The sequence below is a fragment of the Citrobacter sp. Cf072 genome (assembly GCF_030334485.1).
Classification (GTDB): Bacteria; Pseudomonadota; Gammaproteobacteria; order Enterobacterales; family Enterobacteriaceae; genus Citrobacter; species Citrobacter freundii.
On sequence record NZ_JAOWDX010000013.1, the window covers coordinates 20,679 to 45,331 of the forward strand.

The 24,653-nt window shown below is 52.7% G+C and carries 21 protein-coding genes; 11 read left to right on the forward strand and 10 right to left on the reverse strand.

Going from position 1 to position 24,653, the window contains the following annotated elements:
- Positions 1–60 precede the first annotated feature (60 nt).
- The 3 genes from katG to OGX66_RS00470 form a co-directional block, all read right to left on the reverse strand.
- Positions 61–2,241 (reverse strand): catalase/peroxidase HPI, encoded by a 2,181-nt coding sequence (gene katG / locus OGX66_RS00460; protein ID WP_003840531.1) that lies wholly within the window; start codon positions 2,239–2,241, stop codon positions 61–63.
- Between the two features lie 168 nt (positions 2,242–2,409).
- Positions 2,410–3,297 carry a methylenetetrahydrofolate reductase gene (metF, locus tag OGX66_RS00465; RefSeq protein WP_003028830.1) on the reverse strand — a complete coding sequence of 296 codons (888 nt, stop codon included), beginning with the start codon at positions 3,295–3,297 and terminating at the stop codon, positions 2,410–2,412.
- 157 nt (positions 3,298–3,454) lie between these two features.
- Positions 3,455–4,363 (reverse strand): LysR family transcriptional regulator, encoded by a 909-nt coding sequence (locus OGX66_RS00470; RefSeq protein ID WP_088902863.1) that lies wholly within the window; start codon positions 4,361–4,363, stop codon positions 3,455–3,457.
- 89 nt (positions 4,364–4,452) lie between these two features.
- On the opposite strand from OGX66_RS00470, the gene OGX66_RS00475 reads away from it, so the two are divergent.
- On the forward strand, positions 4,453–4,830 hold the full coding sequence (locus tag OGX66_RS00475; RefSeq protein WP_057102216.1) for a carboxymuconolactone decarboxylase family protein: 378 nt from the start codon (positions 4,453–4,455) through the stop codon (positions 4,828–4,830).
- 38 nt (positions 4,831–4,868) lie between these two features.
- Here the strand turns inward: OGX66_RS00475 and OGX66_RS00480 are convergent, their stop codons facing one another.
- Positions 4,869–6,425 (reverse strand): bifunctional metallophosphatase/5'-nucleotidase, encoded by a 1,557-nt coding sequence (locus OGX66_RS00480; RefSeq protein ID WP_032950720.1) that lies wholly within the window; start codon positions 6,423–6,425, stop codon positions 4,869–4,871.
- A 133-nt stretch (positions 6,426–6,558) separates the two neighbouring features.
- Here OGX66_RS00480 and OGX66_RS00485 point away from each other — a divergent pair, with 133 nt between their 5' ends.
- Positions 6,559–7,734 carry a cytoplasmic protein gene (locus OGX66_RS00485; RefSeq protein WP_088902864.1) on the forward strand — a complete coding sequence of 392 codons (1,176 nt, stop codon included), beginning with the start codon at positions 6,559–6,561 and terminating at the stop codon, positions 7,732–7,734.
- Between the two features lie 35 nt (positions 7,735–7,769).
- Here OGX66_RS00485 and metL read toward each other — a convergent pair whose 3' ends face one another.
- Together metL and metB are read right to left on the reverse strand one after the other, a co-directional pair.
- Complete coding sequence (gene metL / locus OGX66_RS00490; protein ID WP_071697854.1) at positions 7,770–10,202, reverse strand: bifunctional aspartate kinase/homoserine dehydrogenase II; 2,433 nt, start codon at positions 10,200–10,202, stop codon at positions 7,770–7,772.
- Between the two features lie 2 nt (positions 10,203–10,204).
- Positions 10,205–11,365 carry a cystathionine gamma-synthase gene (gene metB / locus OGX66_RS00495; protein ID WP_044714689.1) on the reverse strand — a complete coding sequence of 387 codons (1,161 nt, stop codon included), beginning with the start codon at positions 11,363–11,365 and terminating at the stop codon, positions 10,205–10,207.
- 264 nt (positions 11,366–11,629) lie between these two features.
- Here metB and metJ point away from each other — a divergent pair, with 264 nt between their 5' ends.
- A complete protein-coding gene (metJ, locus tag OGX66_RS00500) occupies positions 11,630–11,947 on the forward strand; it encodes a met regulon transcriptional regulator MetJ (protein WP_003028816.1) in 318 nt (105 codons plus the stop codon).
- A 52-nt stretch (positions 11,948–11,999) separates the two neighbouring features.
- Here the strand turns inward: metJ and OGX66_RS00505 are convergent, their stop codons facing one another.
- From OGX66_RS00505 to rpmE, 3 genes are all read right to left on the reverse strand, one after another.
- Positions 12,000–13,424 carry an MFS transporter gene (locus tag OGX66_RS00505; RefSeq protein ID WP_088902865.1) on the reverse strand — a complete coding sequence of 475 codons (1,425 nt, stop codon included), beginning with the start codon at positions 13,422–13,424 and terminating at the stop codon, positions 12,000–12,002.
- A gap of 78 nt (positions 13,425–13,502) precedes the next feature.
- The gene (locus OGX66_RS00510) at positions 13,503–14,183 is read right to left on the reverse strand and encodes an oligogalacturonate-specific porin KdgM family protein (RefSeq protein WP_088902866.1); all 681 of its coding nucleotides are present in this window, start codon (positions 14,181–14,183) and stop codon (positions 13,503–13,505) included.
- A gap of 338 nt (positions 14,184–14,521) precedes the next feature.
- The gene (rpmE, locus tag OGX66_RS00515; protein WP_003028810.1) at positions 14,522–14,734 is read right to left on the reverse strand and encodes a 50S ribosomal protein L31; all 213 of its coding nucleotides are present in this window, start codon (positions 14,732–14,734) and stop codon (positions 14,522–14,524) included.
- A 204-nt stretch (positions 14,735–14,938) separates the two neighbouring features.
- Between rpmE and priA the strand changes: the two genes are divergently transcribed.
- The 8 genes from priA to OGX66_RS00555 all read left to right on the forward strand — a co-directional run bounded on the left by priA (position 14,939) and on the right by OGX66_RS00555 (position 23,827).
- The gene (gene priA / locus OGX66_RS00520; RefSeq protein ID WP_003840515.1) at positions 14,939–17,137 is read left to right on the forward strand and encodes a primosomal protein N'; all 2,199 of its coding nucleotides are present in this window, start codon (positions 14,939–14,941) and stop codon (positions 17,135–17,137) included.
- Between the two features lie 156 nt (positions 17,138–17,293).
- On the forward strand, positions 17,294–18,319 hold the full coding sequence (cytR, locus tag OGX66_RS00525) for a DNA-binding transcriptional regulator CytR (RefSeq protein WP_003028807.1): 1,026 nt from the start codon (positions 17,294–17,296) through the stop codon (positions 18,317–18,319).
- A 93-nt stretch (positions 18,320–18,412) separates the two neighbouring features.
- Positions 18,413–19,387, forward strand: coding sequence for a cell division protein FtsN (ftsN, locus tag OGX66_RS00530; protein WP_088902868.1), 975 nt, complete (start codon positions 18,413–18,415; stop codon positions 19,385–19,387).
- Between the two features lie 91 nt (positions 19,388–19,478).
- Positions 19,479–20,009: an ATP-dependent protease subunit HslV gene (gene hslV, locus OGX66_RS00535; protein ID WP_003028805.1), complete on the forward strand. Its 531-nt coding sequence runs from the start codon at positions 19,479–19,481 to the stop codon at positions 20,007–20,009.
- Positions 20,010–20,018: 9 nt separating this feature from the next.
- Positions 20,019–21,350 (forward strand): ATP-dependent protease ATPase subunit HslU, encoded by a 1,332-nt coding sequence (gene hslU / locus OGX66_RS00540; protein ID WP_003028803.1) that lies wholly within the window; start codon positions 20,019–20,021, stop codon positions 21,348–21,350.
- Between the two features lie 67 nt (positions 21,351–21,417).
- A complete protein-coding gene (gene menA / locus OGX66_RS00545) occupies positions 21,418–22,347 on the forward strand; it encodes a 1,4-dihydroxy-2-naphthoate polyprenyltransferase (RefSeq protein ID WP_003028801.1) in 930 nt (309 codons plus the stop codon).
- A 92-nt stretch (positions 22,348–22,439) separates the two neighbouring features.
- Positions 22,440–22,925 carry a ribonuclease E activity regulator RraA gene (gene rraA, locus OGX66_RS00550; RefSeq protein ID WP_003028798.1) on the forward strand — a complete coding sequence of 162 codons (486 nt, stop codon included), beginning with the start codon at positions 22,440–22,442 and terminating at the stop codon, positions 22,923–22,925.
- Positions 22,926–23,083: 158 nt separating this feature from the next.
- The gene (locus OGX66_RS00555; RefSeq protein ID WP_044701846.1) at positions 23,084–23,827 is read left to right on the forward strand and encodes an SDR family NAD(P)-dependent oxidoreductase; all 744 of its coding nucleotides are present in this window, start codon (positions 23,084–23,086) and stop codon (positions 23,825–23,827) included.
- A gap of 202 nt (positions 23,828–24,029) precedes the next feature.
- Here OGX66_RS00555 and zapB read toward each other — a convergent pair whose 3' ends face one another.
- A complete protein-coding gene (zapB, locus tag OGX66_RS00560) occupies positions 24,030–24,275 on the reverse strand; it encodes a septal ring assembly protein ZapB (RefSeq protein WP_088732415.1) in 246 nt (81 codons plus the stop codon).
- Between the last annotated feature and the right edge of the window lie 378 nt (positions 24,276–24,653).

Genomic DNA, 24,653 nt, shown 5'->3' on the forward strand with positions numbered 1-24,653 from the left:
TGCGGGGATTTTTTATTCCTACCATGCCGGACCCGCGCAAGCGGCATCCGGCATCGTCTGTTACAGCAGATCGAAACGATCCAGGTTCATCACTTTCACCCATGCGGCCACGAAATCTCTCACGAACTTCTCGTGGGCATCGCTGCAGGCATAAACTTCAGCCACTGCGCGCAGTACAGAGTTAGAACCAAATACCAGATCGGCGCGGGTTGCGGTGTATTTTACTTCGCCGCTCAGACGGTCACGACCTTCAAACAGCTCTTTTGACTCATCAACCGCCTTCCACTCATGGCGCATATCCAGCAGATTGACGAAGAAGTCAGTGCTGAGTACGCCTGGACGATCGGTAAAGACGCCGTGCTGGCTACCATCAAAGTTGGTGCCCAGTACGCGCATACCACCCACCAGCACGGTCATTTCCGGTGCGGTCAGCGTCAGCTGTTGCGCTTTATCGATCAGCAGCGACTCGGTGGTCGATACGTCAGGACGGGCGCGATAGTTACGGAAACCGTCAGCAATCGGCTCAAGCAGCTCAAACATCTCAATATCCGTTTGATCCTGGCGCGCATCCACGCGGCCCGGCGCAAAAGGTACCTTAATGCTGACACCCGCAGCACTTGCCGCCTGCTCGATGCCGACAACACCTGCCAGCACGATAATATCGGCCAACGAGGCGGTATGGGCAGACTTATAAATCCCTTCCAGCACAGGCAGAACGCGTGCTGCGGTGGCATTCACATCCCAGCCGCGCTGTGGATCCAGCGCCAGACGCGCACCGTTAGCGCCGCCACGTTTATCCCCACCGCGGAAAGTCGATGCCGACGCCCACGCTACCGATACCAGTTCGCCCACGGACAGCCCGGAAGCGGCAATGGTCGCTTTCAGTTTCAGGATATCTTCTTCGCTTGGGTTGAAGAACGCATGCGGCAGCGGGTCTTGCCAAATCAAATCTTCTTTTGGCACTTCCGGTCCGATGTAACGCGCTTTTGGCCCCATATCACGGTGCGTCAGTTTGAACCACGCACGAGCAAATGCTTCGTTGAACGCCTGCGGATCGTTCAGGAAACGGCGGGAGATTTTCTCGAACTCAGGATCGAAACGCAGTGTCAGGTCGGTAACCAGCATCGTCGGCTTACGTTTTTTCGATGGATCAAACGGATCAGGAATAATTTCTGGCGCGTCAACCGCTTCAAACTGAATAGCGCCTGCCGGACTGCGAGTTTGTACCCACTCGTATTTGAACAGGTTCTCGAAGAAATAGTTGCTCCATTGGGTTGGCGTCTGCGTCCAGACCACTTCCAGACCGGATGTAATGGCATCCGCGCCCGCGCCGCTGCCGTAGCTGCTCGCCCAGCCCAGGCCCTGTGCTTCAATCGGTGCGGATTCAGGATCGGCGCCTACGTGCGAAGCCGGTGCAGCGCCGTGGGTTTTGCCCAACGTATGACCACCGCCAATCAGCGCCACGGTTTCTTCGTCGTTCATACCCATATTACCGAAGGTCGCGCGAATAGCCGCTGCCGCTGAAAGCGGTTCGCCGCTATGGTCCGGTCCTTCCGGGTTCACATAGATAAGGCCCATTTCGGTTGCGCCCAACGGCGCTTTGGCCAGTTCTTCCGGGTGACGGTGAGTCAGCCAGGCTTTTTCATCACCCCAGTTTACGTCGAGATCCGGTTCCCAGACATCTTCACGACCAGCACCAAAGCCGAAGGTGCGGAAGCCGGAGTTTTCCAGCGCCACGTTACCCGCGAGGATAAACAGGTCGGCCCAGGAAATTTTCTGGCCATATTTCTGCTTGATTGGCCACAGCAGACGACGCGCTTTATCAAGGCTTACGTTGTCCGGCCAGGAGTTCAGTGGTGCAAAACGCTGCTGTCCGCGACCCGCGCCACCGCGTCCATCGATGGAGCGATAGGTCCCTGCACCGTGCCATGCCATGCGGATAAACAATCCAGCATAGGTTCCCCAGTCAGCGGGCCACCACGGTTGAGATTCGGACAGAAGGGCTCTGAGATCCCCTTTCAGGGCAGAGTAGTCGAGTTTGCTAAACTCTTTGCGGTAGTCGAAGTCCTCACCCAGCGGGTTAGAACGGTTGGAATGTTGGTTTAAAAGATCAACGCGCAGTTGATTTGGCCACCAGTCGCGGTTGTTCGTTCCTGCTCCCGCGCTCTGGTCGTGACCGCCCTGATGAAAAGGACACTTACCGGCAGTTGATGTGTTCTGGCTATCGTCGGACATGCTCATCTATATGCTCCCTTTACAGTGTTCTGACTACGATATACACCACCAGAGATAAGATATAGTCGAAAAAACCCACAGATTCGATAGCTAATTCCTTTTATATTTTACGTTACAGAGATGTAGATCAAAATGATCAACAAAAAGCCCTCCGTAGAGGGCTGGGGCATCTGTTTAGTTCGGTCTTACACCCAGTGTGTGACAAATAGCGTAGCTCATCTCGGCACGATTAAGGGTATAGAAGTGAAAATCTTTCACCCCTTCGCGGCTGAGAATCTTCACCATGTCCATGGCGATATTAGCGCCCACCAGCTTGCGGGTTTCCGCGTCATCATCCAGACCATCAAACATGGTCGACATCCACGCCGGAATGCGGACGTTGGTCATGTCGGCAAATTTTTTCGCCTGCTTAAAGTTGGAGACTGGCAGGATACCCGGAATAATTTCCACATCGATACCCGCAGACACGCAGCGATCGCGAAAACGCAGATAGCTTTCTACATCGAAGAAGAACTGGGTAATCGCACGGTTCGCACCGGCATCAACCTTACGCTTCAGGTTCAGCAAATCGGCCTGAGCGCTCTTCGCTTCCGGGTGCACTTCCGGGTAAGCCGCAACGGAGATATCAAAGTCTGCAACGTCTTTCAGTAGCGTCACCAGGTCAGAAGCATACATATCCGGTTTACCGCTTCCCGGCGGCAAGTCACCGCGCAGGGCAACAATATGACGAATACCGTTGTTCCAGTAGTCCTGAGCAATGGTACGCAGCTCATCACGGGTCGCATCAATACAGGTCAGGTGCGGCGCTGCTTCAAGGCCAGTGCGATCCTTAATGCCTTTAATAATGCTGTGCGTACGGTCGCGCTCACCAGAGTTTGCACCGTAAGTGACTGAAACAAACTTCGGCTTCAGGCTGCTCAGGCGATCGATGGAGTTCCACAGGGTTTGCTCCATTTCACTGGTGCGCGGCGGGAAAAACTCAAATGAAACATTAATCTGACCGGCAACTTCTGCCAGGCTCTGATTCAGGGCTTCCCGCTGGTTGGCGTGAAAAAAGCTCATACCTTACCTCATCAATCTTTTGTCGTTATATGTTGTGTTGTGAACTGCTATACGTTTAGACGTCTAGATGTAAAAATGACGGAAAAGCATGCTGGCGTCAACACAAAAATCATCGCTAAAGGTGAGGAATACTCAGCCAACGTGAAAAAAATTCACATCAGTCTGAATTGATGAGGGATTGCGCCATGACCGTCTGCAGCCATGCTAATTTTTTTACGTTTTCAGGCAGCATCAGCAACCCCGTGCTAATACGCAATTCGGTATCGGTAAGCGGCAGGAATATCACCCCTCGACGTTGGATAGCGGAAAAGGAGGCCGGAAGCAGGCTCAGACCTTCACCCTGCGCGATCCGCGCCAACAACACGTCATGTTCCAGCGGTTCTTCAATACAGGCAGGAGAGTAACCAGCATGACTAAAAATATGTCGGGTGTAATCAAAAAAGGCGGGGTTACGTTCACGTTTGAACCAGAACAGCGGTCGGTTGCTCAGCGACATTAACGAGAGCGAAGGCAGCGCTGCCTCTGGCCAGAGCGCGGGTAAGGCGACGATCAACGATTCTTGCCAGCCGAGCGGCGTGACGCTAAGCCCCGAAGTCTCAAGCGGTAACGCCACCAGCGCGGCATCCAGCTTTCCACGACGCACCAGACGCGCGAGTTCAGGCGAACCATGACGGACAATATGTCGCTTCTGCACATGCGTAGTCAGCTGTGACTCAAGCGCCGCAAAAACGCCCTGTTCAAACGCCGTGCTTAACCCTAAGCGCAGAGATGGCTCCCTGATTTGCGTTAATTGACTCAACGCAGCGTAGGTTTTGTCCTGGAGATCAAGCAGCGGGCGTACCATTTCAAGTACGCGCTGGCCGTCCTCCGTCAGCGTTAATCCACGGGTATGACGGACAAACAGCGTGACCCCCAGGCGATCTTCAAGCTGGCGAATGTGGCGACTCAACGGCGGTTGCGACATAAACAAGCGCTGCGCAGCCCGGCTCATATTGTTCTCTTCCGCTACTACGGAAAAGTAGCGCAGCAGATGAATATCCAGAGAGTGTAATGGCGATGTTGTCATACCGAAAAGGTATCACGGAAACGGTATTATCCAAATCATTCTACGCCCTCTATTCTCTCGGCATACGCCACACCTACGAGGGAAAAATCATGGAATCAGAACGTTTTATTACCGGCCAGAAAATGCTGCAACAGGTAGATGGCAAAGGGGGAGAGGCCGTCGTTGAGAGCCTGAAGGATATCGCGCCGGATTTTGCCCGCTACCTGCTGGAATTTCCGTTTGGCGACATCTATGCACGTCCAGGTCTGGACCTGCGCAGCCGAGAAATTGCCACTGTCGCCGCTTTAACGGCAATGGGCAATGCCGCCCCGCAGTTGAAAGTGCATATTGGCGCGGCATTACACGTTGGTTTAACGCAGGATGAGATCGTTGAAGTGATTATACAGATGGCCGTATATGCCGGCTTCCCTGCCGCACTCAATGGTTTGTTCGCCGCGAAAGAGGTGTTTGCCTCTCACAGAGGCTAAAACAACAGGCCAGCGGATTGTCTGCTGGCCTGAGCTCACTATGGTTTCACATCTGCCACACGCATGCCTTTAAGCTGCTCATCCGTCAGCGTATTTCCCGCCTTGAAATAGTCAACGACAGCATTAGAGACATAGTAACCTCCGGAGGTATTTCGCGCTTTTCCTTCGGTAAATGCCGTAAAACCATCACCGCCGTCTGCCAGGAAGCTATTGGTGGCAATGTGATAAACCGTGGCATCCTCAATCGGTTTACCGTTTAACGTTAGTACGGTGACGCGCTGACCGACTGGTTTACTGCTGTCATACTTCATCTCCAGTCCTTTGGACACCTGCAATACACCGTTGCTTAAACCCGCGCCGTGCTCCATCAGGCTACGCAACTGTTTACCGGTGAGATCCATTGTTGCCAGCTCGTTGGGGAACGGGAAGGTGCTAATGACTGCACCCATCGTGATAGCACCTGCTGGGATTTCATTACGGATACCGCCCGAATTAGTGAGCGCTAACTGAGTATCTTTACCTGCCGCCACCAGCAACGCATCCGCCGCCAGATTGCCCAACGAAGAAGATTCACCGTAAGCACGCGTCAGCTCAACCGGAGAGTTTGCAACCGTCTGTTGTACCACCTTATCAAGTTTTTTATTCCAGCCATCAATGACCTGTTTCGTCTGCGGGTCTGGCTGCCACTCATCAGCATAAATGGTCTTCAGCTCGAAGTTCTTCACGGTAAATTGATGCGGTTTCTGCTGATAATCCAGCACCAGTTTACCCACATCAATACCGCCGCTGTCGGTAGAAAGAATCAGAGTGTTACCGACTTTAATCGGCTCCGGCGTGCCCACATGCGCATGGCCGGTAATCAGGATATCCAGCCCCTTTACCTGACCTGCGGTCTGGATGTCTTTATCCAATGCACGGCGCACATCTGTACTTCCCTGACTAGACTGACGCGCTGGCGTACCTTCATGGATCAGCGCCACAGTGAGATCGACTTTACCTTTAAGCTCATCGATATAGCGTTGCAACCACTTCACTTCATCCCGCGCTTCAATACCGACACGTGTCGCAGCAGAAACCGTATCATCAAAAGCAAACACGCCGTGCAGGCCAATCACACCAATCTTCACGCCATCTTTTTCAATAATGGTGTAAGGCTTATCCCAGAACATTTTGCTGCTGTTCTGATAAAAGATATTACCCTGCACGATGGGGAATTTCGCCTGACTCAGTTGTAGTAGCGTGTTATCCCAACCGTGATCGAATTCATGATTACCCATGGTGACAGCATCAAAATTCATGGTGTTCATGATATCGATAATCGCCTTACCCTTGGTCAGGCTGCTGATATACGGCCCGGTAAAATAATCACCGGCATCAAAAAACCAGGTGGCGCTATTTTTCGTTTTTTCCTGCTTCACCATCGTCGTGATATTAGCCCAACCACCAATATCACGCGTGCCATTAGCAATCCATGGGACTTTATAAGGTTCAACGTGGGCGTGAAGATCGTTGGTATAGATAATCGTGACATCTTTGGCACTCGCCCAAAGCGGCAACGATACCAGAACACCAACAGCAAGCATTTTTAACTTCATAATCAATCCCTTTCAGTCATATAAAGAATCGCTACGTTACGTTCTGAAAGGTTTTTTTATGTGAGAAAACTCACATCCACTGGTGATAGTCGCGGGTCAAAATCAACGACCATTAAAAATCGTTGGTAATACGATGACGTCACTGTTCACCATCAATTGCTGTAAGTCCTTCGGCTGTAAAAATCTGGGGCTGGCGAGCTCACCAGATTACAGCTGGCCCGAGTATCGGTTGGGTTATGCTGCGCTGCATTGCCGGGCATGCGGCAGCTATCCCCCGCTGTTTAATGAGGAACAGTTTGGTGGGTGGTTGTCAGCATATTTAACGGATTTTGCCGCCCAAAGCGGTCATTTTTGCCCACGATGTTATCAGCGGGAAACCATCCTCTATGGGCATAATCCTCAGGGCAGCCAACGCGTTCAGTGCCGGAGCTGCAAACATGTCTGGACACCAAAGCAGCAGCCGCTCACCACCATTGTTCCACCAGAACAAATAGCGACGGTTCCCTTAATCGTCCCTTTTCAGGGAGCCTGCACCGACCAGAAACTTTATGTATTACTCAGTTTTGACGCTATTCGCGGCAATATTTTGCATATTTCCAGTAATTTCACGCCCCATCTCGTAGGGGATACATTACGATACCGCTGGCGTAACAACGTTGAACCCGCGGTCATTCATGACAATATCGTTGAACGAGTAAGACAGAGGGAAACCCTGTTTTTACGCCGCAGCCAGTTTGATGAAATCCAGTACGGCAGTGCCATGCTCAAACGAAATGCCAATGGCGCAGTTTTACGCCCGGTCATTACCGCGCACGGACATTTCCGCATACTGAGCCATCTCTGGCCTGAGGTAAAAACGCACATTATTGCCCACGAATGTTTTCTGCGCGGCGCGGCGATTACCGCATGGGCGCAGCAATATCGCGATCATCACGCTTCGCTTTGGTTTATTGATGAAGAGATCACTAGCGATAAGTGCACACTGCCCTGGCGATTGCTGGGTAAAACCTGGCAGGGGTGGTGGCAAAACCAGTGGCAAATTTGGCAACAAGGAGACACACGCAAAATGGTGTGTCTGTTAACGGAGGGTCAGGTTGAAAAAGGGGCGTCAATCACACTGGCGGCAGGCCACCATTTTCTCGCCTGGTTACAGCAGCAGGCGGAGTTTCGGGATAGCGCCCGTTACTCGGCTCATTCGGTGTTTCAGACGATAAGGACGCTGGCGGAGCAATACAACACCCTGATCACCCAGCGCGATTTGCCCGGTGGCGCTGCCGCTTACCCGGCCTACGGTTCATGCCATATGTAGGCCGGATAAGCGTAAGCGCCATCCGGCAACACAAACTACAGCAACTGCGCCAAACGGTTGATGTCAGACTGAATCGCCCCAGCGGTGACGTCACGGCCCGCGCCCGGTCCACGGATCACCAGCGGGTTATCGCGATACCAGCGGCTCTCTATGGCGAATACGTTATCGCACGGCAACAGCGCCGCCAGCGGGTGTTCAGGGCGAACCGCTTCAACCCCAACGCGTGCTTTACCGTTAGCGTCAAAACGCGCCACGTAGCGCAGCACCAGCCCCATTTCACGCGCCGCTTCCAGACGCTGCACCATCTGCTCGTTCAGTTCATCGCCATTCTCAAAGAAATGGTCAATAGAGCCTTCTTCACAATGCGCAGGCACCAGCGATTCCACGCGAACCTGGTCCGGTTCGATGTCGTAACCCGCTTCACGCGCCAGAATCACCAGCTTACGCATCACATCTTTGCCGGAAAGATCTACGCGCGGATCGGGTTCAGTCAGACCCTGTTGCCATGCCTGATCCACCAGATCGGTGAATGGGACCGTGCCATCAAATTGCAGGAACAACCACGACAACGTGCCGGAGAAGATCCCGCTGATCGACAAAATAGTATCCCCGCTATCAATCAGATCGCGCACGGTATGGTTGATCGGCAAACCTGCACCCACGGTGGCGTTATATAACCAGTGGCGACCCGTTTTTTCGAAAGCGTCATGAATCTGGCGGTAATTATTACTGCTGCTCGCCCCGGCCAGTTTGTTGGCGCTGATAACGTGGAAACCATGGCTGGCAAAATCCAGATACTGACCCGCCAGTTGCTCGCTCGCTGTCACATCCAGCACCACTAAATCATCATACGGGTGAGCACGCATCCACAGGAATAGAGACTCTTCATCCTGCTCTACCGCCTCGTCATCAAAGAAAGCTAACGCGCGGCTGGCATCCAGCCCTTCGTAATTCAGCAGGCTACGACGGCTATCAACCACACCCGCCAGCACAAACTCTAATCCGGTACGCGCCGAGAGCGTGCTCTGCTCGCGAGCGAACAGCTCCAGCCAGCGCGACCCAATGTTGCCTTTGCCGAACAACACCAGACCAATGCGTTTTTCAGCACGGAAGATTGACTGATGCAGACCCTGAATCAGGCTCTCCGTTGGCCCAGTACGCAGTACCGCGACCAGGCTGATGCCCTCTTCCGACTGCCAGGTGAATTCAACCGGCTGACCTTTCAACTGTTGCCAGAAACGGTGGCAGTGCAGCGGATTACGGGTGACGCCCGCCCCGACCATCGCCACCAGCGCCAGCCCCTGGCGCAGACGCAGCTCGCCTGGCAGGCCAGCTTCATCCAGAATTTTCAGCGCGCTGTCAGCGACTTCGGAGGTGTAGCAAAATTGCAATAGCTGGCGGTCAGGATGCACGCCCACTGCCAGCGGACGCACCTGGCTACGTTTTAAAACCTGGTCAATCTCTTTATAAGCCAGCTTAAAATCCTGGCCAGTCGGAACCAGAAACTCGATCAGGCAGACGTCATCATGACTGGTCACAATACGCGCCCCGGTACCGGAGGCCAGTACTCGCTCAATACGCGTTGAACCCTGCTCTGGGGTATAGCTACAACGCAACTGGAGATCGATATCGCTACCGGAAACCGGCTGTAAGGTACGGGCATGGAGAACCGGTGCCGCCAGACGCGCCAGCTCGCTGGCTTCATCCAGACGCAGCAGCGGCAGCAAACAGGCGTCTTTTACTTTACGCGGATCCGCACTGTAAACCCCAGCGACATCGCTCCAGATAGTTACTCGGGAAACGCCCGCCAGCGCACCAACCTGCGTCGCCGAGTAGTCAGAACCGTTACGCCCCAGTAGCACTGTTTCACCGGCATTGCTGCGGCTAATAAAGCCGGTAACCACCAGGCGTTTACCCGGATGCTGCGCCAACAGTTGCTGCAGTAATGGGTAAGAAAGACCTTCATCTACCTGCGGCTGGGCACCGCGTTCAGCACGTAAAAAATCGCGCGCATCCAGCCAGGCCGACTCCAGACCCTGTTGATTAAGGACGGCAGACATCAAACGCGCGGACCATACCTCGCCATGCCCAACAACCTCAGCATAGACGGCATCGTTCACGCCGCTGTCGAGTAACCCGGCCAGACGCTCCAGATCGTGAATAAACGCGCCAATCAGTCCATCCGCCACCTCGGGAGGTAACAAACCGCTGATAAGCTCACTTTGATAGCGACGTAACGCCTGTTGAACCTGATGCGCAGAAAGGCGATCGGTCTGGCTTAATTTCAGCCAGCTAATCAACTGGTTAGTGGTACTGCCTGCGGCTGAAACAACCATCATGTCATCAGGCTGCGAGTAATCCGCCATAATGCCTGCGACACGCAGATAACATTTCACGTCTGCCAGACTACTACCACCAAATTTGTGCAGTTGACGACCCTTCGCCCCTGCCTGCGCAATCACACTCATGTTTACCCCTTGTTTGCAGCCCGGAAGCCATTTTCCAGGTCGGCAATTAAATCTTCGCCATCTTCAATACCGGTGGAGATACGCAGCAGCGTTTCGGAAATTCCGGCAGCAGCACGCGCTTCTGGTGCCATGCCCGCGTGTGTCATGGTTGCGGCGTGGGAGATCAGACTTTCAACGCCCCCTAACGATTCCGCCAGCGTAAACAATGACAACCCGCCGAGGAAACGGCGCAGCGTTTGCTCATCGCCATCCAGTTCAAAACTTAACATCGCGCCAAAGCCTTTTTGCTGACGCGCAGCAATCTCATGGCCCTGATTATCCGGCAATGACGGGTGATACAATTTTTTCACCAGCGGCTGAGTTTGCAGATAATCGACTATCGCCTGAGCATTACGTTGCGCCACCTCCATACGAGGAGACAAAGTACGCAGGCCGCGCAACAGCAGATAACTATCAAACGCGCCGCCGGTCACACCAATATTATTCGCCCACCATGCCAGTTCAGTGACCGTTTCCGGATCTTTGGCTATAACCACACCAGCCACCACGTCTGAGTGACCGTTTAAATATTTCGTGCATGAATGCAACACCAGATCGGCGCCTAATGCCAGTGGATTTTGCAGTGCCGGGCTTAAAAAAGTGTTGTCCACCACGCTGACCGCGCCAGCGTCGCGCGCCAGCCGGCAGATTTTCGCAATATCCACCACGCGCAGCAGCGGGTTGCTTGGGCTTTCTACCAGCACCAGCTTCGGTTTTTCCGTCAATGCGGCCTGCAATGCCTGCTCATCTCCTTGATCAACAAACAGGACGCGGTAACAGCCACGCTTTGCCAGACTGTCAAACAGTCGATAGCTCCCGCCGTAGCAGTCGTGCGGTGCAACCAGCAGATCGCCAGGCTTAAGGAAGACAGTGGTCACCAAATGAATCGCCGACATGCCAGTATTGGTCAGTACAGCACCTGCACCACCTTCCAGTTCCGCCAGCGCACGTTGAACGACATCACGCGTTGGGTTGCCGCGACGCGAATAGTCATGAGCACGGGGTTCATTAAATCCGGTAAAGTTATAGGTGCTGGAGAGGTGAATCGGCGGGACAACGCAACCGTACTGTTCGTCGTCATTTAACCCGCTACGCACTGCGATGGTGGCCTGTTTACGCGTCATATTGAGAAGATCCTGGCTGAGTCGGTGAAAAGTCAGGCACCAGAGTAATCATTGTTACTATAGCCGTCAATACATCTGGACATCTAAACTTCTTTGCGTATAGATTGAGCAAACTGGAAATAGCCGTTAAAATTATATGCATTAGCGTACATCTGCGTCGGCTACTTCGTGTCAGGGCCGCGCCACTACGATAAACTACGCACAATTATGGTCCGGGCTCAGGTTCTGGCCTCAATATTAATGACAAAGAGGATTAGGTATCTCATGGCTGAATGGAGCGGCGAATATATCAGCCCATACGCTGAGCACGGTAAGAAGAGTGAGCAAGTCAAAAAAATTACGGTTTCCATTCCTCTGAAGGTGTTAAAAATCCTTACCGATGAACGCACGCGTCGTCAGGTGAACAACCTGCGCCACGCCACCAACAGCGAACTGCTGTGTGAAGCGTTTCTGCATGCTTTTACCGGGCAACCATTACCCAACGATGAAGACCTGCGTAAAGAGCGCAGTGATGAAATCCCGGAAGAAGCAAAGGTAATCATGCGTGAACTGGGTATCAACCCGGAAACGTGGGAATACTGATTGTTAGAACAGATGAGAAAAGGCGGGATTGCTCCCGCCGATTCTCGCTATGTTACTTACTGATACCATTAAGTTTATTCAATGTTTCTTCCATTTTGAGCGTTTCCGTACGGTTTAATGGATAGAAATAAATCAGAATGACCGCCGCCAAAAACAGGCATAGTGCCGGCAAGAGATTCGCCATCGTATAAATATTTTCCTGCACAATGCTGGTTTGCACAGCGCCACCTGTTGACGATGATTGATAACCAATGATGGCCAACATAAAGCCGCCAATGGCCCCTGCACACGCCTGACCAACCTTGCGGGCAAAGAAGTTCACACCATAGACGGTACCATCCTCGCGATCGCCGGTGACATACTGGTGATAATCACAAACATCGGTCATAAACGCCCAAATCATCAGGTTGAATAGTCCGGCCCCCAACGTCGCCAGGAACAGGAAAACCAAATAGACTTTCGCGTCGGTAATGTGGATGAAGTACATAATCAAATACATCGCTACTGCAAAGAGTAGCGCGCCGACGCTGGCCTCTTTTTTACCAAACCGCTTTGTGAGCCAGGATGCCGATGGTGCCAGCAAAACCAGGGAACCAAAGGTAAACAGCAACGCGACTGACATCGCCTCTTTATTGTGGAAATAGTCATTAAACAGGTAAGTCATATTGGTACCGGACAATCCCTGATTAATCACAATCAGCAAATCCACAACCACTAAAACAATCAGCGCCTTATTGCGTACCAGTCCCTTCAGCAACACCGAAACGGGCATGCTCTCTTTTCTCTCCACGCGCACGCGTTCGGTCGTTAACTGACAGGTCAAGGATAAAAAGATAAAGCCCAGCACTGCGCAACCAATGGAAATCCAGAAGAAGTGTTGCCCGGAAATCACCTGGCTTCCGTCCACCAGGGTGGTGTACATCAGGATCGGAATGAAAAAGCCGGTTGCCCCACCGCCGATAGCTGACCCAACGCTGCGCCAGGTTGACAGCGAGACACGATCATCCGGATTCGAGCTAATCGCCGCAGACATAGCACCGTACGGAATACTCACGGTCGATAACAGCGAACCGTAAATGAAATAGGAGCAACAGATGTAGATAATTTTCGCCGTATAAGAAAAATCATTCACAAACGGCAGGAACAGGACAACTGCAATGATGCAAAATGGATACTTCATGCGACGCACCCACGGGTTAAAACGTCCATGTACCGTCAATTTAGAGGTATCGCATAAGCGCCCTACACCAACATCAACGAACGCATCAAAGAGTTTGGTCACAAAATAGAGTGAGCCAACGATAACGCCGGAAATACCGAGGACGTTAGTGTAATAAATCATTAAAAAACTATTAACTAAGCCAAGAATAAAACAGGTTCCGAGGTCACCACATAAATAACCAATTTTATCTCGAATTCCGAAAGGTCTGACGGCAGTGGGTTCATTATTTCCGATAATAGTTCCATCATTAGACATGATGTCAACTCCTTAGACATATTATTCACACAAACTATGCTTATCGATGTAATCAGTCGATATGAAAGCTATTACCGGTTAGAAGTTATAACCAAGACCGACACGATAACGGGTCTGACGATCGTCAGTCGTTGTTGTGTTATAACCCGAGGAAACGTTACCAACCTCAACAAATGGAACCCAGGAGCCTAGTTTATACGCCACGCGGAAGTTATATTCATAATCATCTTTCCGGTTGTTATATAAATCTTCGCTATCGGCAATTTTATAAATACTATTTAGCTCAAACATCCAGTCATTGACGTTATAACCAAGCCAGGCTTCCGGACGATAGACCATGCGGTCATCTTTGCCGTCAGTGTTTCTGCGCATGTACTCCTGACGATAGCGGAACGCGGTCCACCAGCTGTCGTTAATGTTGTACTGCACGCGGATGTAAGGTTTATAAATCGTGATGTTATCGCCCGTTTCGATCGCAATACCTGGCTGCCAGATAAGCTCCCGCCAGGTAAACTGGTAGCTTGCAGTATACTCGTTGCCATTACTTTCCATATTATTCCACGCATCATTAGATTGCGTATCTTCGGAACGTGAAATGGCTTCGACTGCGACACCAAAACCAGTCGCAAAACGGTGAGACATATAAACACGATCGTAATTACGCCCATCGTCATAATATTCATGCCGGTAATCAACATAACCCGCTTGTGCGGCCGCAGAGAATAATGGAATCAGTAATAACGCAGATTTAAATTTCATGACAATCCCTCTTCACACTCAACAACGGAAATTACCCATCTCGTCCCGTCCATTAATGGGAAACGATGAAGGATTCAGAATAATTTTATATTTCCACGAAAGTGTATTTTAGAAAGAAAGCAGAAACCTTTGGTATTTTGCCAACAATTGGCATGAGTGGCAGAAATCAGAAGATAAAAATGACGCAGATCACCAGTAGAAACATTTTACCTAAAAAACAAAAACGATGTTTCATTTATTAAACAAAAAAACACTATTCAACACATCAATATAAATTTTAGTCTTCAAGCGCAGATACAAAAAAAGCGCCATAAGGCGCTTTTTTCTGACAGCTGAACTTACTTGCTGCCTGGGATGCTGAAACGCTTGTTGAAGCGATCAACACGGCCACCGGTAGCAACATCACGCTGCTTGCCAGTATAGAACGGGTGGCACTTGCTGCACACGTCGAGGTTCAGATCGTGACCGACAGTAGAGCGGATTTTAATGACGTTACCGCAAGAGCAGTTTGCAGTAATTTCTTCGTATTTCGGGTGAATATCTTTTTTCATGGGAAAACCTCGGTTTAAGGCCGCGTCGCTCTTCCAGCCCTAACGCCAGACACCACGCGATGTTAATAGTATAGGTCAGTGATACAAATTTGTATCAAAGGCGGCGAATCATACAGAAATTAACCTGCTCATGCAAACTGATCCGCATTCTACCCTCCACTAATGTGTATACTAACCCGCCAGATTTCAAGTCAGGATGATTCAATGCCCGTTGCGCACGTTGCCTTACCTGTTCCGCTACCTCGCACCTTTGACTACCTCCTGCCGGAAGGCTTGAGCGCCAAAGCCGGGTGTCGTGTACGCGTGCCTTTTGGCAAGCAGCAGGAGCGCGTGGGTATCGTCCTGTCCGTCAGCGAGCACAGTGAACTACCGCGGAGCGAATTGAAAGCCGTTCTCGAAGTGCTGGACAGCGAACCGGTCTACTCGACCTCTGTCTGGCGTCTGCTGTTGTGGGCGGCGGATTATTATCATCATCCTATCGGTGACGTACTGTTTCACGCTCTGCCAATTTTACTGCGCCAGGGACGTCCGGCGACAAACGCGCCCATGTGGTACTGGTTTGCCACTGAAGAAGGCCAGGTTATTGACCTCAACAGCCTGAAGCGTTCTCCCAAGCAGCAACAGGCGCTGGCTGCGCTACGCCAGGGAAAAATCTGGCGCGACCAGGTGGCTGAACTGGAATTTAATGACGCCGCATTACAGGCACTGCGGAAAAAAGGGCTGTGCTCCCTGGCGAGTGAAACGCCAGGCTTTAGCGACTGGCGTACGCACTACGCGGTTTCCGGTGAGCGTCTGCGGTTGAATACCGAACAGGCCACCGCCGTCGGGGCGATCCACAGCGCTTCTGACAGTTTTAGCGCCTGGCTATTAGCGGGCGTGACGGGATCGGGTAAAACAGAGGTCTATTTAAGCGTACTGGAAAATGTGCTCGCCCAGGGCAAACAGGCGCTGGTAATGGTGCCGGAGATTGGCCTGACGCCGCAAACTATTGCCCGTTTTCGCGAACGCTTCAATGCGCCGGTCGAAGTTCTGCACTCGGGTTTAAATGACAGTGAACGTCTTTCGGCATGGCTGAAGGCGAAAAATGGTGAAGCGGCAATTGTTATCGGCACGCGCTCGTCGCTGTTTACGCCGTTTAAAAATCTGGGCGTGATTGTCATCGATGAAGAGCACGACAGCTCTTATAAACAGCAGGAAGGCTGGCGTTATCATGCGCGCGACCTCGCGGTTTATCGCGCCCATAGCGAACAAATTCCCATCATTCTCGGCTCAGCCACCCCTGCGCTGGAAACGCTGTGCAACGTGCGGCAGAAAAAATACCGCATGTTGCGCCTGACGCGCCGTGCCGGGAATGCACGCCCAGCCACTCAGCATGTGCTGGATCTCAAAGGTCAGCAGGTACAGGCCGGGCTCGCCCCTGCGCTTATCGCCCGTATGCGTCAGCATCTGCAAGCGGATAACCAGGTGATCCTGTTTTTAAACCGCCGGGGTTTTGCGCCTGCCCTGCTGTGCCACGACTGTGGCTGGATTGCTGAATGCCCGCGCTGCGATCACTACTACACGCTGCATCAGGCGCAACACCATCTGCGCTGCCATCACTGCGACAGTCAGCGTCCGATACCGCGTCAATGCCCTTCCTGCGGCTCAACGCACATGGTTCCGGTAGGACTCGGCACCGAACAGCTTGAGCAGGCTCTGGCACCTTTTTTCCCCGGCGTGCCAATCTCACGCATCGATCGCGACACTACCAGCCGCAAAGGCTCGCTGGAGCAGCATCTGGCGGAAGTGCATCGCGGCGGCGCGCGGATCCTGATCGGCACGCAAATGCTGGCGAAAGGCCACCATTTCCCGGACGTCACCCTGGTGGCGCTGCTGGACGTTGACGGCGCGCTGTTCTCCGCAGATTTCCGGTCGGCAGAACGCTTCGCCCAGCTCTACACGCAGGTTTCCGGGCGTGCCGGCCGCGCCGGGAAGCAGGGCGAAGTGGTACTGCAAACGCACCACCCTGAACATCCGCTGCTGCAAACCTTGCTGTATAAAGGGTATGACGCCTTTGCCGAGCAGGCGCTGGCAGAGCGACAAACGCTCCAGCTTCCCCCATGGACCAGCCATGTGATCGTGCGGGCAGAAGATCACAACAACCAGCATGCGCCGATGTTCTTACAGCAGTTACGAAATCTGATTCAGGCCAGTCCGCTGGCCGATGAAAAACTGTGGGTGTTAGGCCCAGTTCCCGCCCTGGCGCCCAAACGTGGCGGTCGCTATCGCTGGCAAATTTTGTTGCAGCACCCGTCGCGAATTCGCCTGCAGCATATCGTCAGCGGAACGCTGGCGCTGATTAATACGTTACCCGATGCACGTAAGGTTAAATGGGTGCTGGATGTCGATCCCATCGAGGGATAATCCCTCACGATGCGAGGCGGATCGTAAAATTAAATATCCATCACACTTTTTATGAAAATTCTGTAACCGCTTCCATTCACTATCTGATAAAAATGTTTCAGATGAAGGCTATTCAAGGACGAGTCTGTGCCAGCAGCTCTCTGGCGAGGAGAAAGAGTGAAACCGAATAAGCAGGTTGCCGCCGCTACGATGAAAGATGTTGCTCTGAAGGCGAAAGTCTCAACGGCAACCGTATCCCGCGCATTAATGAACCCAGACAAAGTCTCGCAGTCAACCCGTAACAAGGTTGAGCAGGCAGCGCTTGAAGTGGGATATTTACCCCAATCAATGGGGCGTAACGTTAAGCGTAATGAATCGCGTACCATTCTGGTGATTGTGCCGGATATCTGCGATCCATTTTTTAGCGAAGTGATTCGTGGCATCGAAGTCACCGCCGCAGAACAGGGATATCTGGTGCTTATCGGCGATTGCGCGCACCAGAACCAGCAGGAAAAGACCTTCCTCAACCTCATAATTACCAAGCAGATCGATGGCATGGTGCTGCTCAGCTCGCGCCTGCCGTTTGATGCCAGCGTGGAAGAGCAACGCAACTTGCCACCGATGGTTATGTCCAACGAGTTCGCGCCAGAGCTGGAACTGCCCACCGTGCACATTGATAACCTCACCGCCGCCTTCAACGCGATGAACTATCTGCTGGAACTGGGGCATAAACGCATTGGCTGTATCGCCGGGCCCGAAGATATGCCGCTGTGCCATTATCGTCTGCAAGGTTACGTTCAGGCACTACGTCGCAGCGGAATTACTGTCGATCCGCATTTCATCGCGCGCGGTGACTTTACCTATGAAGCGGGAGCCAATGCGCTTAAACAGCTCCTGGCGCTACCACAGCCGCCTACCGCGGTCTTTTGTCACAGCGATGTCATGGCGCTTGGCGCCCTCTCTTACGCCAAACGTCAGGGTCTGAAGGTGCCCGACGATTTATCGATTATCGGCTTCGATAACATTTCGCTCGCGGAATTTTGTGATCCACCCCTGACAACCGTCGCACAGCCGCGTTTCGATATCGGACGTGAAGCTATGCTGTTACTGCTCGATCAATTACAAGGACAGAACGTCAGCAGTGGCTCACGATTACTGGACTGCGAGCTTATTATTCGGGGCACTACCCGGGCACTGACGTAAAGTAAAGTGCTTTCGGACTCCCCTGTCTGGTCAAAGGCCCGCCGCTTAAGTAACATGGCGGGCTGACGAACGAATAAATACAGCGAAACGATAGTGGCACAACGAGATTATGTACGTCGCGGCCAACCGGCACCTTCGCGGCGCAAGAAGAGCACATCACGGAAAAAACAACGCAATACGCCTGCGGTATCGCCCGCAATGGTTGCTATTGCTGCAGCCGTACTCGTGACCTTTATCGGTGGTCTGTACTTCATTACGCATCACAAGAAAGAAGAGTCCGAAACGCTGCAAAACCAGAAAGTCACCGGTAATGGCATCCCGCCAAAACCGGAAGAGCGCTGGCGATACATTAAAGAGCTGGAAAGCCGTCAGCCTGGCGTACGTGCGCCTACCGAACCGTCTGCCGGCGGCGAGGTGCTGAACGCCGACCAATTAACCAATGAGCAGCGCCAGTTGTTGGCGCAGATGCAGGCTGATATGCGTCAACAGCCAACGCAGCTCAACGAAGTACCGTGGAACGAACAAACGCCTGAGCAACGCCAGCAAACGCTGCAGCGTCAACGTCAGGTGCAACAGCAGCAGTGGAACACTACGCAGCAGCAGGCTCAACAGCCACGCCCACGGGCAACGGAACAGCCGTACCAGCAGCCGCAAACGCGTACGGCGCAAACCGCGCCGGTACAGCAGCCGAAAGCACAGCCAAAACCGGCGGCGCAACAGCCGTATCAGGATTTGCTGCAAACGCCTGCGCATACCACCGCCGCTCAGCCGAAAACGCAACCGGCCGCGCCAATAACGAATGAAACGCAGCCGCCAAAACAGACGGCGGAGAAAAAAGATGAACGCCGCTGGATGGTTCAGTGCGGGTCATTTAAAGGCGCTGAGCAGGCAGAAACCGTGCGCGCGCAGCTGGCCTTTGAAGGGTTCAACTCGCGTATTACCACCAATAACGGCTGGAATCGCGTGGTCATTGGTCCGGTCAAAGGCAAAGAGAATGCCGACAACACCATCAGCCGCCTGAAGGTTGCTGGTCACACAAACTGCATTCGACTCGCCACTGGGGGTTGAAACCCCCAAAATCCCCCCCATCTATACTTGCATTACGCCCCGCACACTGTGCGGGGCCTGTACATTGCATTTGTAACCAAGGGGTCTGCTCGTGACAACAATAGTAAGCGTACGCCGTAACGGCCATGTGGTAATCGCCGGTGATGGTCAGGCCACACTGGGTAACACCGTAATGAAAGGCAACGTGAAGAAAGTCCGCCGTCTGTACAACGACAAAGTCATCGCGGGCTTTGCGGGCGGTACTGCGGATGCATTCACGCTGTTTGAACTGTTTGAACGCAAGCTGGAAATGCACCAGGGCCACCTGGTGAAGGCTGCCGTTGAACTGGCAAAAGACTGGCGTACAGACCGTATGCTGCGCAAACTCGAAGCGCTGCTGGCCGTCGCAGATGAAACGGCATCGCTCATCATCACCGGTAACGGCGACGTCATCCAGCCAGAAAACGATCTGATTGCCATCGGCTCCGGCGGTCCCTACGCCCAGGCTGCTGCACGCGCTCTGCTGGAAAACACCGAGCTTGGCGCACGCGAGATTGCTGAGAAAGCGTTGGATATTGCAGGGGATATCTGCATTTATACCAACCACTTCCATACCATCGAAGAATTGAACTCCAAAGCGTAAGGATCCCCCATGTCTGAAATGACCCCACGCGAAATTGTCAGCGAACTGAACAAACACATCATCGGCCAGGATAACGCTAAGCGTTCCGTGGCGATTGCCCTGCGTAACCGCTGGCGTCGTATGCAGCTCAACGAAGAGTTGCGCCATGAAGTCACGCCGAAAAACATTCTGATGATTGGCCCGACCGGCGTCGGTAAAACCGAAATCGCCCGTCGCCTGGCAAAACTGGCCAACGCGCCGTTCATCAAAGTTGAAGCAACCAAATTCACCGAAGTTGGCTATGTTGGTAAAGAAGTTGACTCGATCATCCGCGATCTGACCGATGCTGCCATTAAGATGGTTCGCGTTCAGGCAATCGAGAAAAACCGCTTCCGTGCTGAAGAGATGGCGGAAGAGCGCATTCTCGACGTACTGATCCCACCGGCTAAAAATAACTGGGGACAGTCTGAACAGCCGCAGGAACCTTCTGCAGCGCGTCAGGCGTTCCGTAAAAAACTGCGTGAAGGCCAGCTGGATGATAAAGAGATCGAAATCGATCTCGCGGCCGCACCGATGGGCGTTGAAATTATGGCGCCTCCGGGAATGGAAGAGATGACCAGCCAGCTGCAGTCCATGTTCCAGAACCTGGGCGGTCAGAAGCAAAAACCGCGTAAGCTGAAAATCAAAGACGCGATGAAACTGCTGATTGAAGAAGAAGCGGCCAAACTGGTGAACCCGGAAGAGCTGAAACAAGAAGCTATCGACGCCGTTGAGCAGCACGGGATCGTGTTTATCGACGAAATCGACAAAATCTGTAAGCGCGGTGAATCCTCCGGCCCGGACGTGTCCCGCGAAGGCGTACAGCGCGACCTGCTGCCGCTGGTTGAAGGCTGCACGGTCTCCACCAAGCACGGTATGGTGAAAACAGATCATATTCTGTTTATCGCCTCTGGCGCATTCCAGGTGGCGAAACCGTCTGACCTGATCCCAGAACTGCAGGGTCGTCTGCCGATTCGTGTCGAGCTGCAGGCGCTGACCACCAGCGATTTTGAGCGTATCCTTACTGAACCGAATGCCTCCATCACCGTGCAGTACAAAGCTCTGATGGCGACTGAAGGTGTGGACATCAACTTCACTGAATCCGGTATTAAACGCATTGCCGAAGCGGCCTGGCAGGTTAACGAAACCACCGAAAACATTGGTGCACGTCGTCTGCATACCGTTCTGGAACGTCTGATGGAAGATATTTCCTATGATGCGAGCGATTTGAACGGCCAAAGCATCACAATTGATGCCGAATATGTGAGCAAACATCTGGATGCGCTGGTCGCAGATGAAGATCTGAGCCGTTTTATCCTATAATCGCGTTCAATGCATTTTCATCACTGTTGATGGGGCTGATAAAGCCCCATTTTTATTGGCGCTAAATATGACTGAACAACAACAAATTAGCCGCTCACAAGCCTGGCTGGAAAGTTTACGACCTAAGACCTTACCGCTCGCCTTCGCGGCGATCATCGTCGGTACGGCATTAGCATGGTGGCAAGGATACTTCAATCCGCTGGTTGCTCTGCTGGCATTGATTACGGCGGGATTACTGCAAATTCTGTCCAATCTCGCTAACGACTATGGCGATGCCGTCAAAGGCAGCGACAAGCCCGACCGCATAGGACCGCTGCGCGGTATGCAAAAAGGGGTCATCACCCAACAGCAGATGAAGCGGGCGCTGATCGTCACCGTGGTCTTGATCTGCCTGTCCGGTCTGGCCCTGGTTGCTGTGGCCTGCCACACGCTGGCAGATTTTGTCGGCTTCCTGGTGCTCGGCGGCCTGTCGATCATCGCCGCAATCACCTATACCGTAGGCAATCGCCCTTACGGATATATCGGTCTGGGCGATATTTCCGTGCTGGTGTTCTTCGGCTGGCTGAGCGTTATGGGAAGCTGGTATCTGCAGGCGCATACGTTGATTCCGGCGCTCATTCTGCCTGCTACCGCCTGCGGCCTGCTGGCAACTGCCGTGCTCAACGTCAACAATCTGCGCGATATCAACAGCGACAGAGAGAACGGCAAGAACACACTGGTCGTGCGTTTAGGCGCTGTCAATGCCCGCCGCTACCACGCCTGTCTGCTGATGGGCACGCTGGTCTGCCTGGCCCTGTTTAACCTGTTCTCACTGCAAAGCCTGTGGGGATGGCTGTTTATCCTCGCCGCTCCGCTGCTGATTAAACAGGCGCGATACGTGATGCGTGAGATGGATCCTGCGGCAATGCGCCCAATGCTGGAACGCACCGTAAAAGCGGCATTGTTAACTAACCTGCTGTTTGTCGTTGGAATTTTCTTAAGTCAGTGGTCTCTTTAACTGACAAATATCAATTAACAATTGATGATTTTGCCAACAGTACACATAGCGCGATATACTAAAAATTCTCGCAGCAACTGAACGTTGAGCCTATGAAATACGATACATCCGAGCTTTGTGACATCTATCAGGAAGATGTCAACGTCGTGGAACCACTGTTCTCTAACTTTGGAGGACGGTCGTCGTTTGGCGGACAAATCATCACGGTAAAATGTTTCGAGGACAACGGGTTGCTGTACGATCTGCTCGAACAAAACGGCCGTGGTCGCATTCTGCTGGTCGATGGCGGTGGTTCTGTCCGTCGTGCGCTGGTCGATGCCGAACTGGCTCGACTGGCCGTACAGAATGAATGGGAAGGTCTGGTCATCTACGGCTCAGTCCGTCAGGTAGACGATCTGGAAGAACTGGATATCGGCATTCAGGCGATTGCCGCAATTCCGGTCGGTGCCGCAGGGGAAGGTATTGGAGAAAGCGATGTACGCGTCAACTTTGGCGGTGTAACGTTCTTCTCTGGAGACCACCTGTACGCCGACAACACCGGGATAATCCTCTCCGAAGACCCGCTCGATATCGAGTAAAGAAAACACCGCAATTCGGTGTGATGCCAGTCGGTTAAACAACTGACTGGCTTTTTTTGCCACACCACCCTTCCGATTCCCCCATCCTGCGCATTGACGAAGAAAAAACTCTCTCTATACCTAATGATGAATCTCATCACTCTCATCACGAGGTCATCATGCATATCGATCTGACAGGTAAAAAAGCGCTGGTCACCGGAGCCAGTCGTGGATTAGGGCGCGCCATTGCACTGTCGCTGGCGAAAGCCGGTGCTGATGTTGTTATAACCTATGAAAAATCTGCGGAGAAAGCCCAGGCCGTTGCCGATGAAATTACAGCACTTGGCCGCCATGGTGAGGCGATTCAGGCAAACAGTGCAGACGCTCAGGCGATTCAGAATGCCGTAAACCGCACGGTACAGTCACTCGGAGGACTGGATATCCTGGTCAACAACGCAGGGATCGCACGCGGCGGCCCGCTGGAGTCGCTGTCACTGGAGGACATCGACGCATTGATTAACGTGAACATCCGTGGCGTGGTAGTTGCCATACAGGCCGCGCTACCGCATCTCCCTGAAGGTGGGCGAATCATCAATATTGGCAGTTGTCTTGCCAACCGCGTCGCCCAGCCGGGGATTGCCGTCTACGCGATGACTAAATCAGCGCTCAACTCGCTAACCCGTGGCCTGGCTCGTGATCTCGGCCCACGAGGCATTACCGTTAATCTTGTCCATCCCGGCCCAACGGACAGTGATATGAACCCGGCAGATGGCGAGCAGGCAGAATCCCAACGACAGCTTATTGCGACAGGGCATTACGGAACACCGGAGGATGTTGCAGCGGCGGTGACGTTTCTGGTAAGCCCAGCGGCTGGGCAGATTTCCGGCACCGGTCTGGACGTAGATGGGGGTTTGAATGCCTGAAATTAACGTTGTGTTGCGGTAAAACGATTGTATTGCCGGATGACGGCTTACGCCTTATCCGGCCTACACAGGAACGATTACGCAAGAGGTTTCGTGTTGTAGCAAAGCGGCAAACGAAGGTATCCCCAGGAGCGTAGTAAACTACGTGACTGGGGTAACTGAGCGCAGCCAACACAGCTACGGCACGAAAGATGAAGCGTAATTAGACTTCTTCCATACGACCCAGCAGGGCATGCAGACGATCCTGCCAGCCATTCTGCTGTTCTTTCAGGTTGTTGTTCTCACGCTCCAGCTCTTCACGCTGCTGCTGTGCAGTCTGAACTTCCTGCGACAGTGAGTTGTTCTTTTCTTTCAGCTCTTCGATTTCCATCTGTAACAGCGTGATGGTATCAATCGCCTGCTGTACTTTTGCTTCCAGTTTCTCAAACACTTCTAATGACATCGTCATACCTCTCCTGAATTGCAAGGCGTTGATGGATAAAAATCCTCGTCCCGATAACCGGCGACGCCTTAATAAAAACGAGCGCACTCTACTTAACACCGATTGTATGAAGCCGCGTCATCGCTGTCCAGCGGCATCCCGCGCAGATTGCGGTTTGCAACACTTTTAGTCTTTCTCCTGGTGACATGACTGTCATAACTCTTAAGTGTTAACAGATTGATCAGTGAAATGATTCAGCTCACACTATTTTTGTATAACAAATGCCGCACAATGGCGCGAAAACGCTCATTTTGTTGATGCAGTACACACATTTTAATTTCGATATTTCTCGTTTTTGAGCGTTAACGATAAATTAACAGTGTGCCTACCGGCTCCGAGGATGTC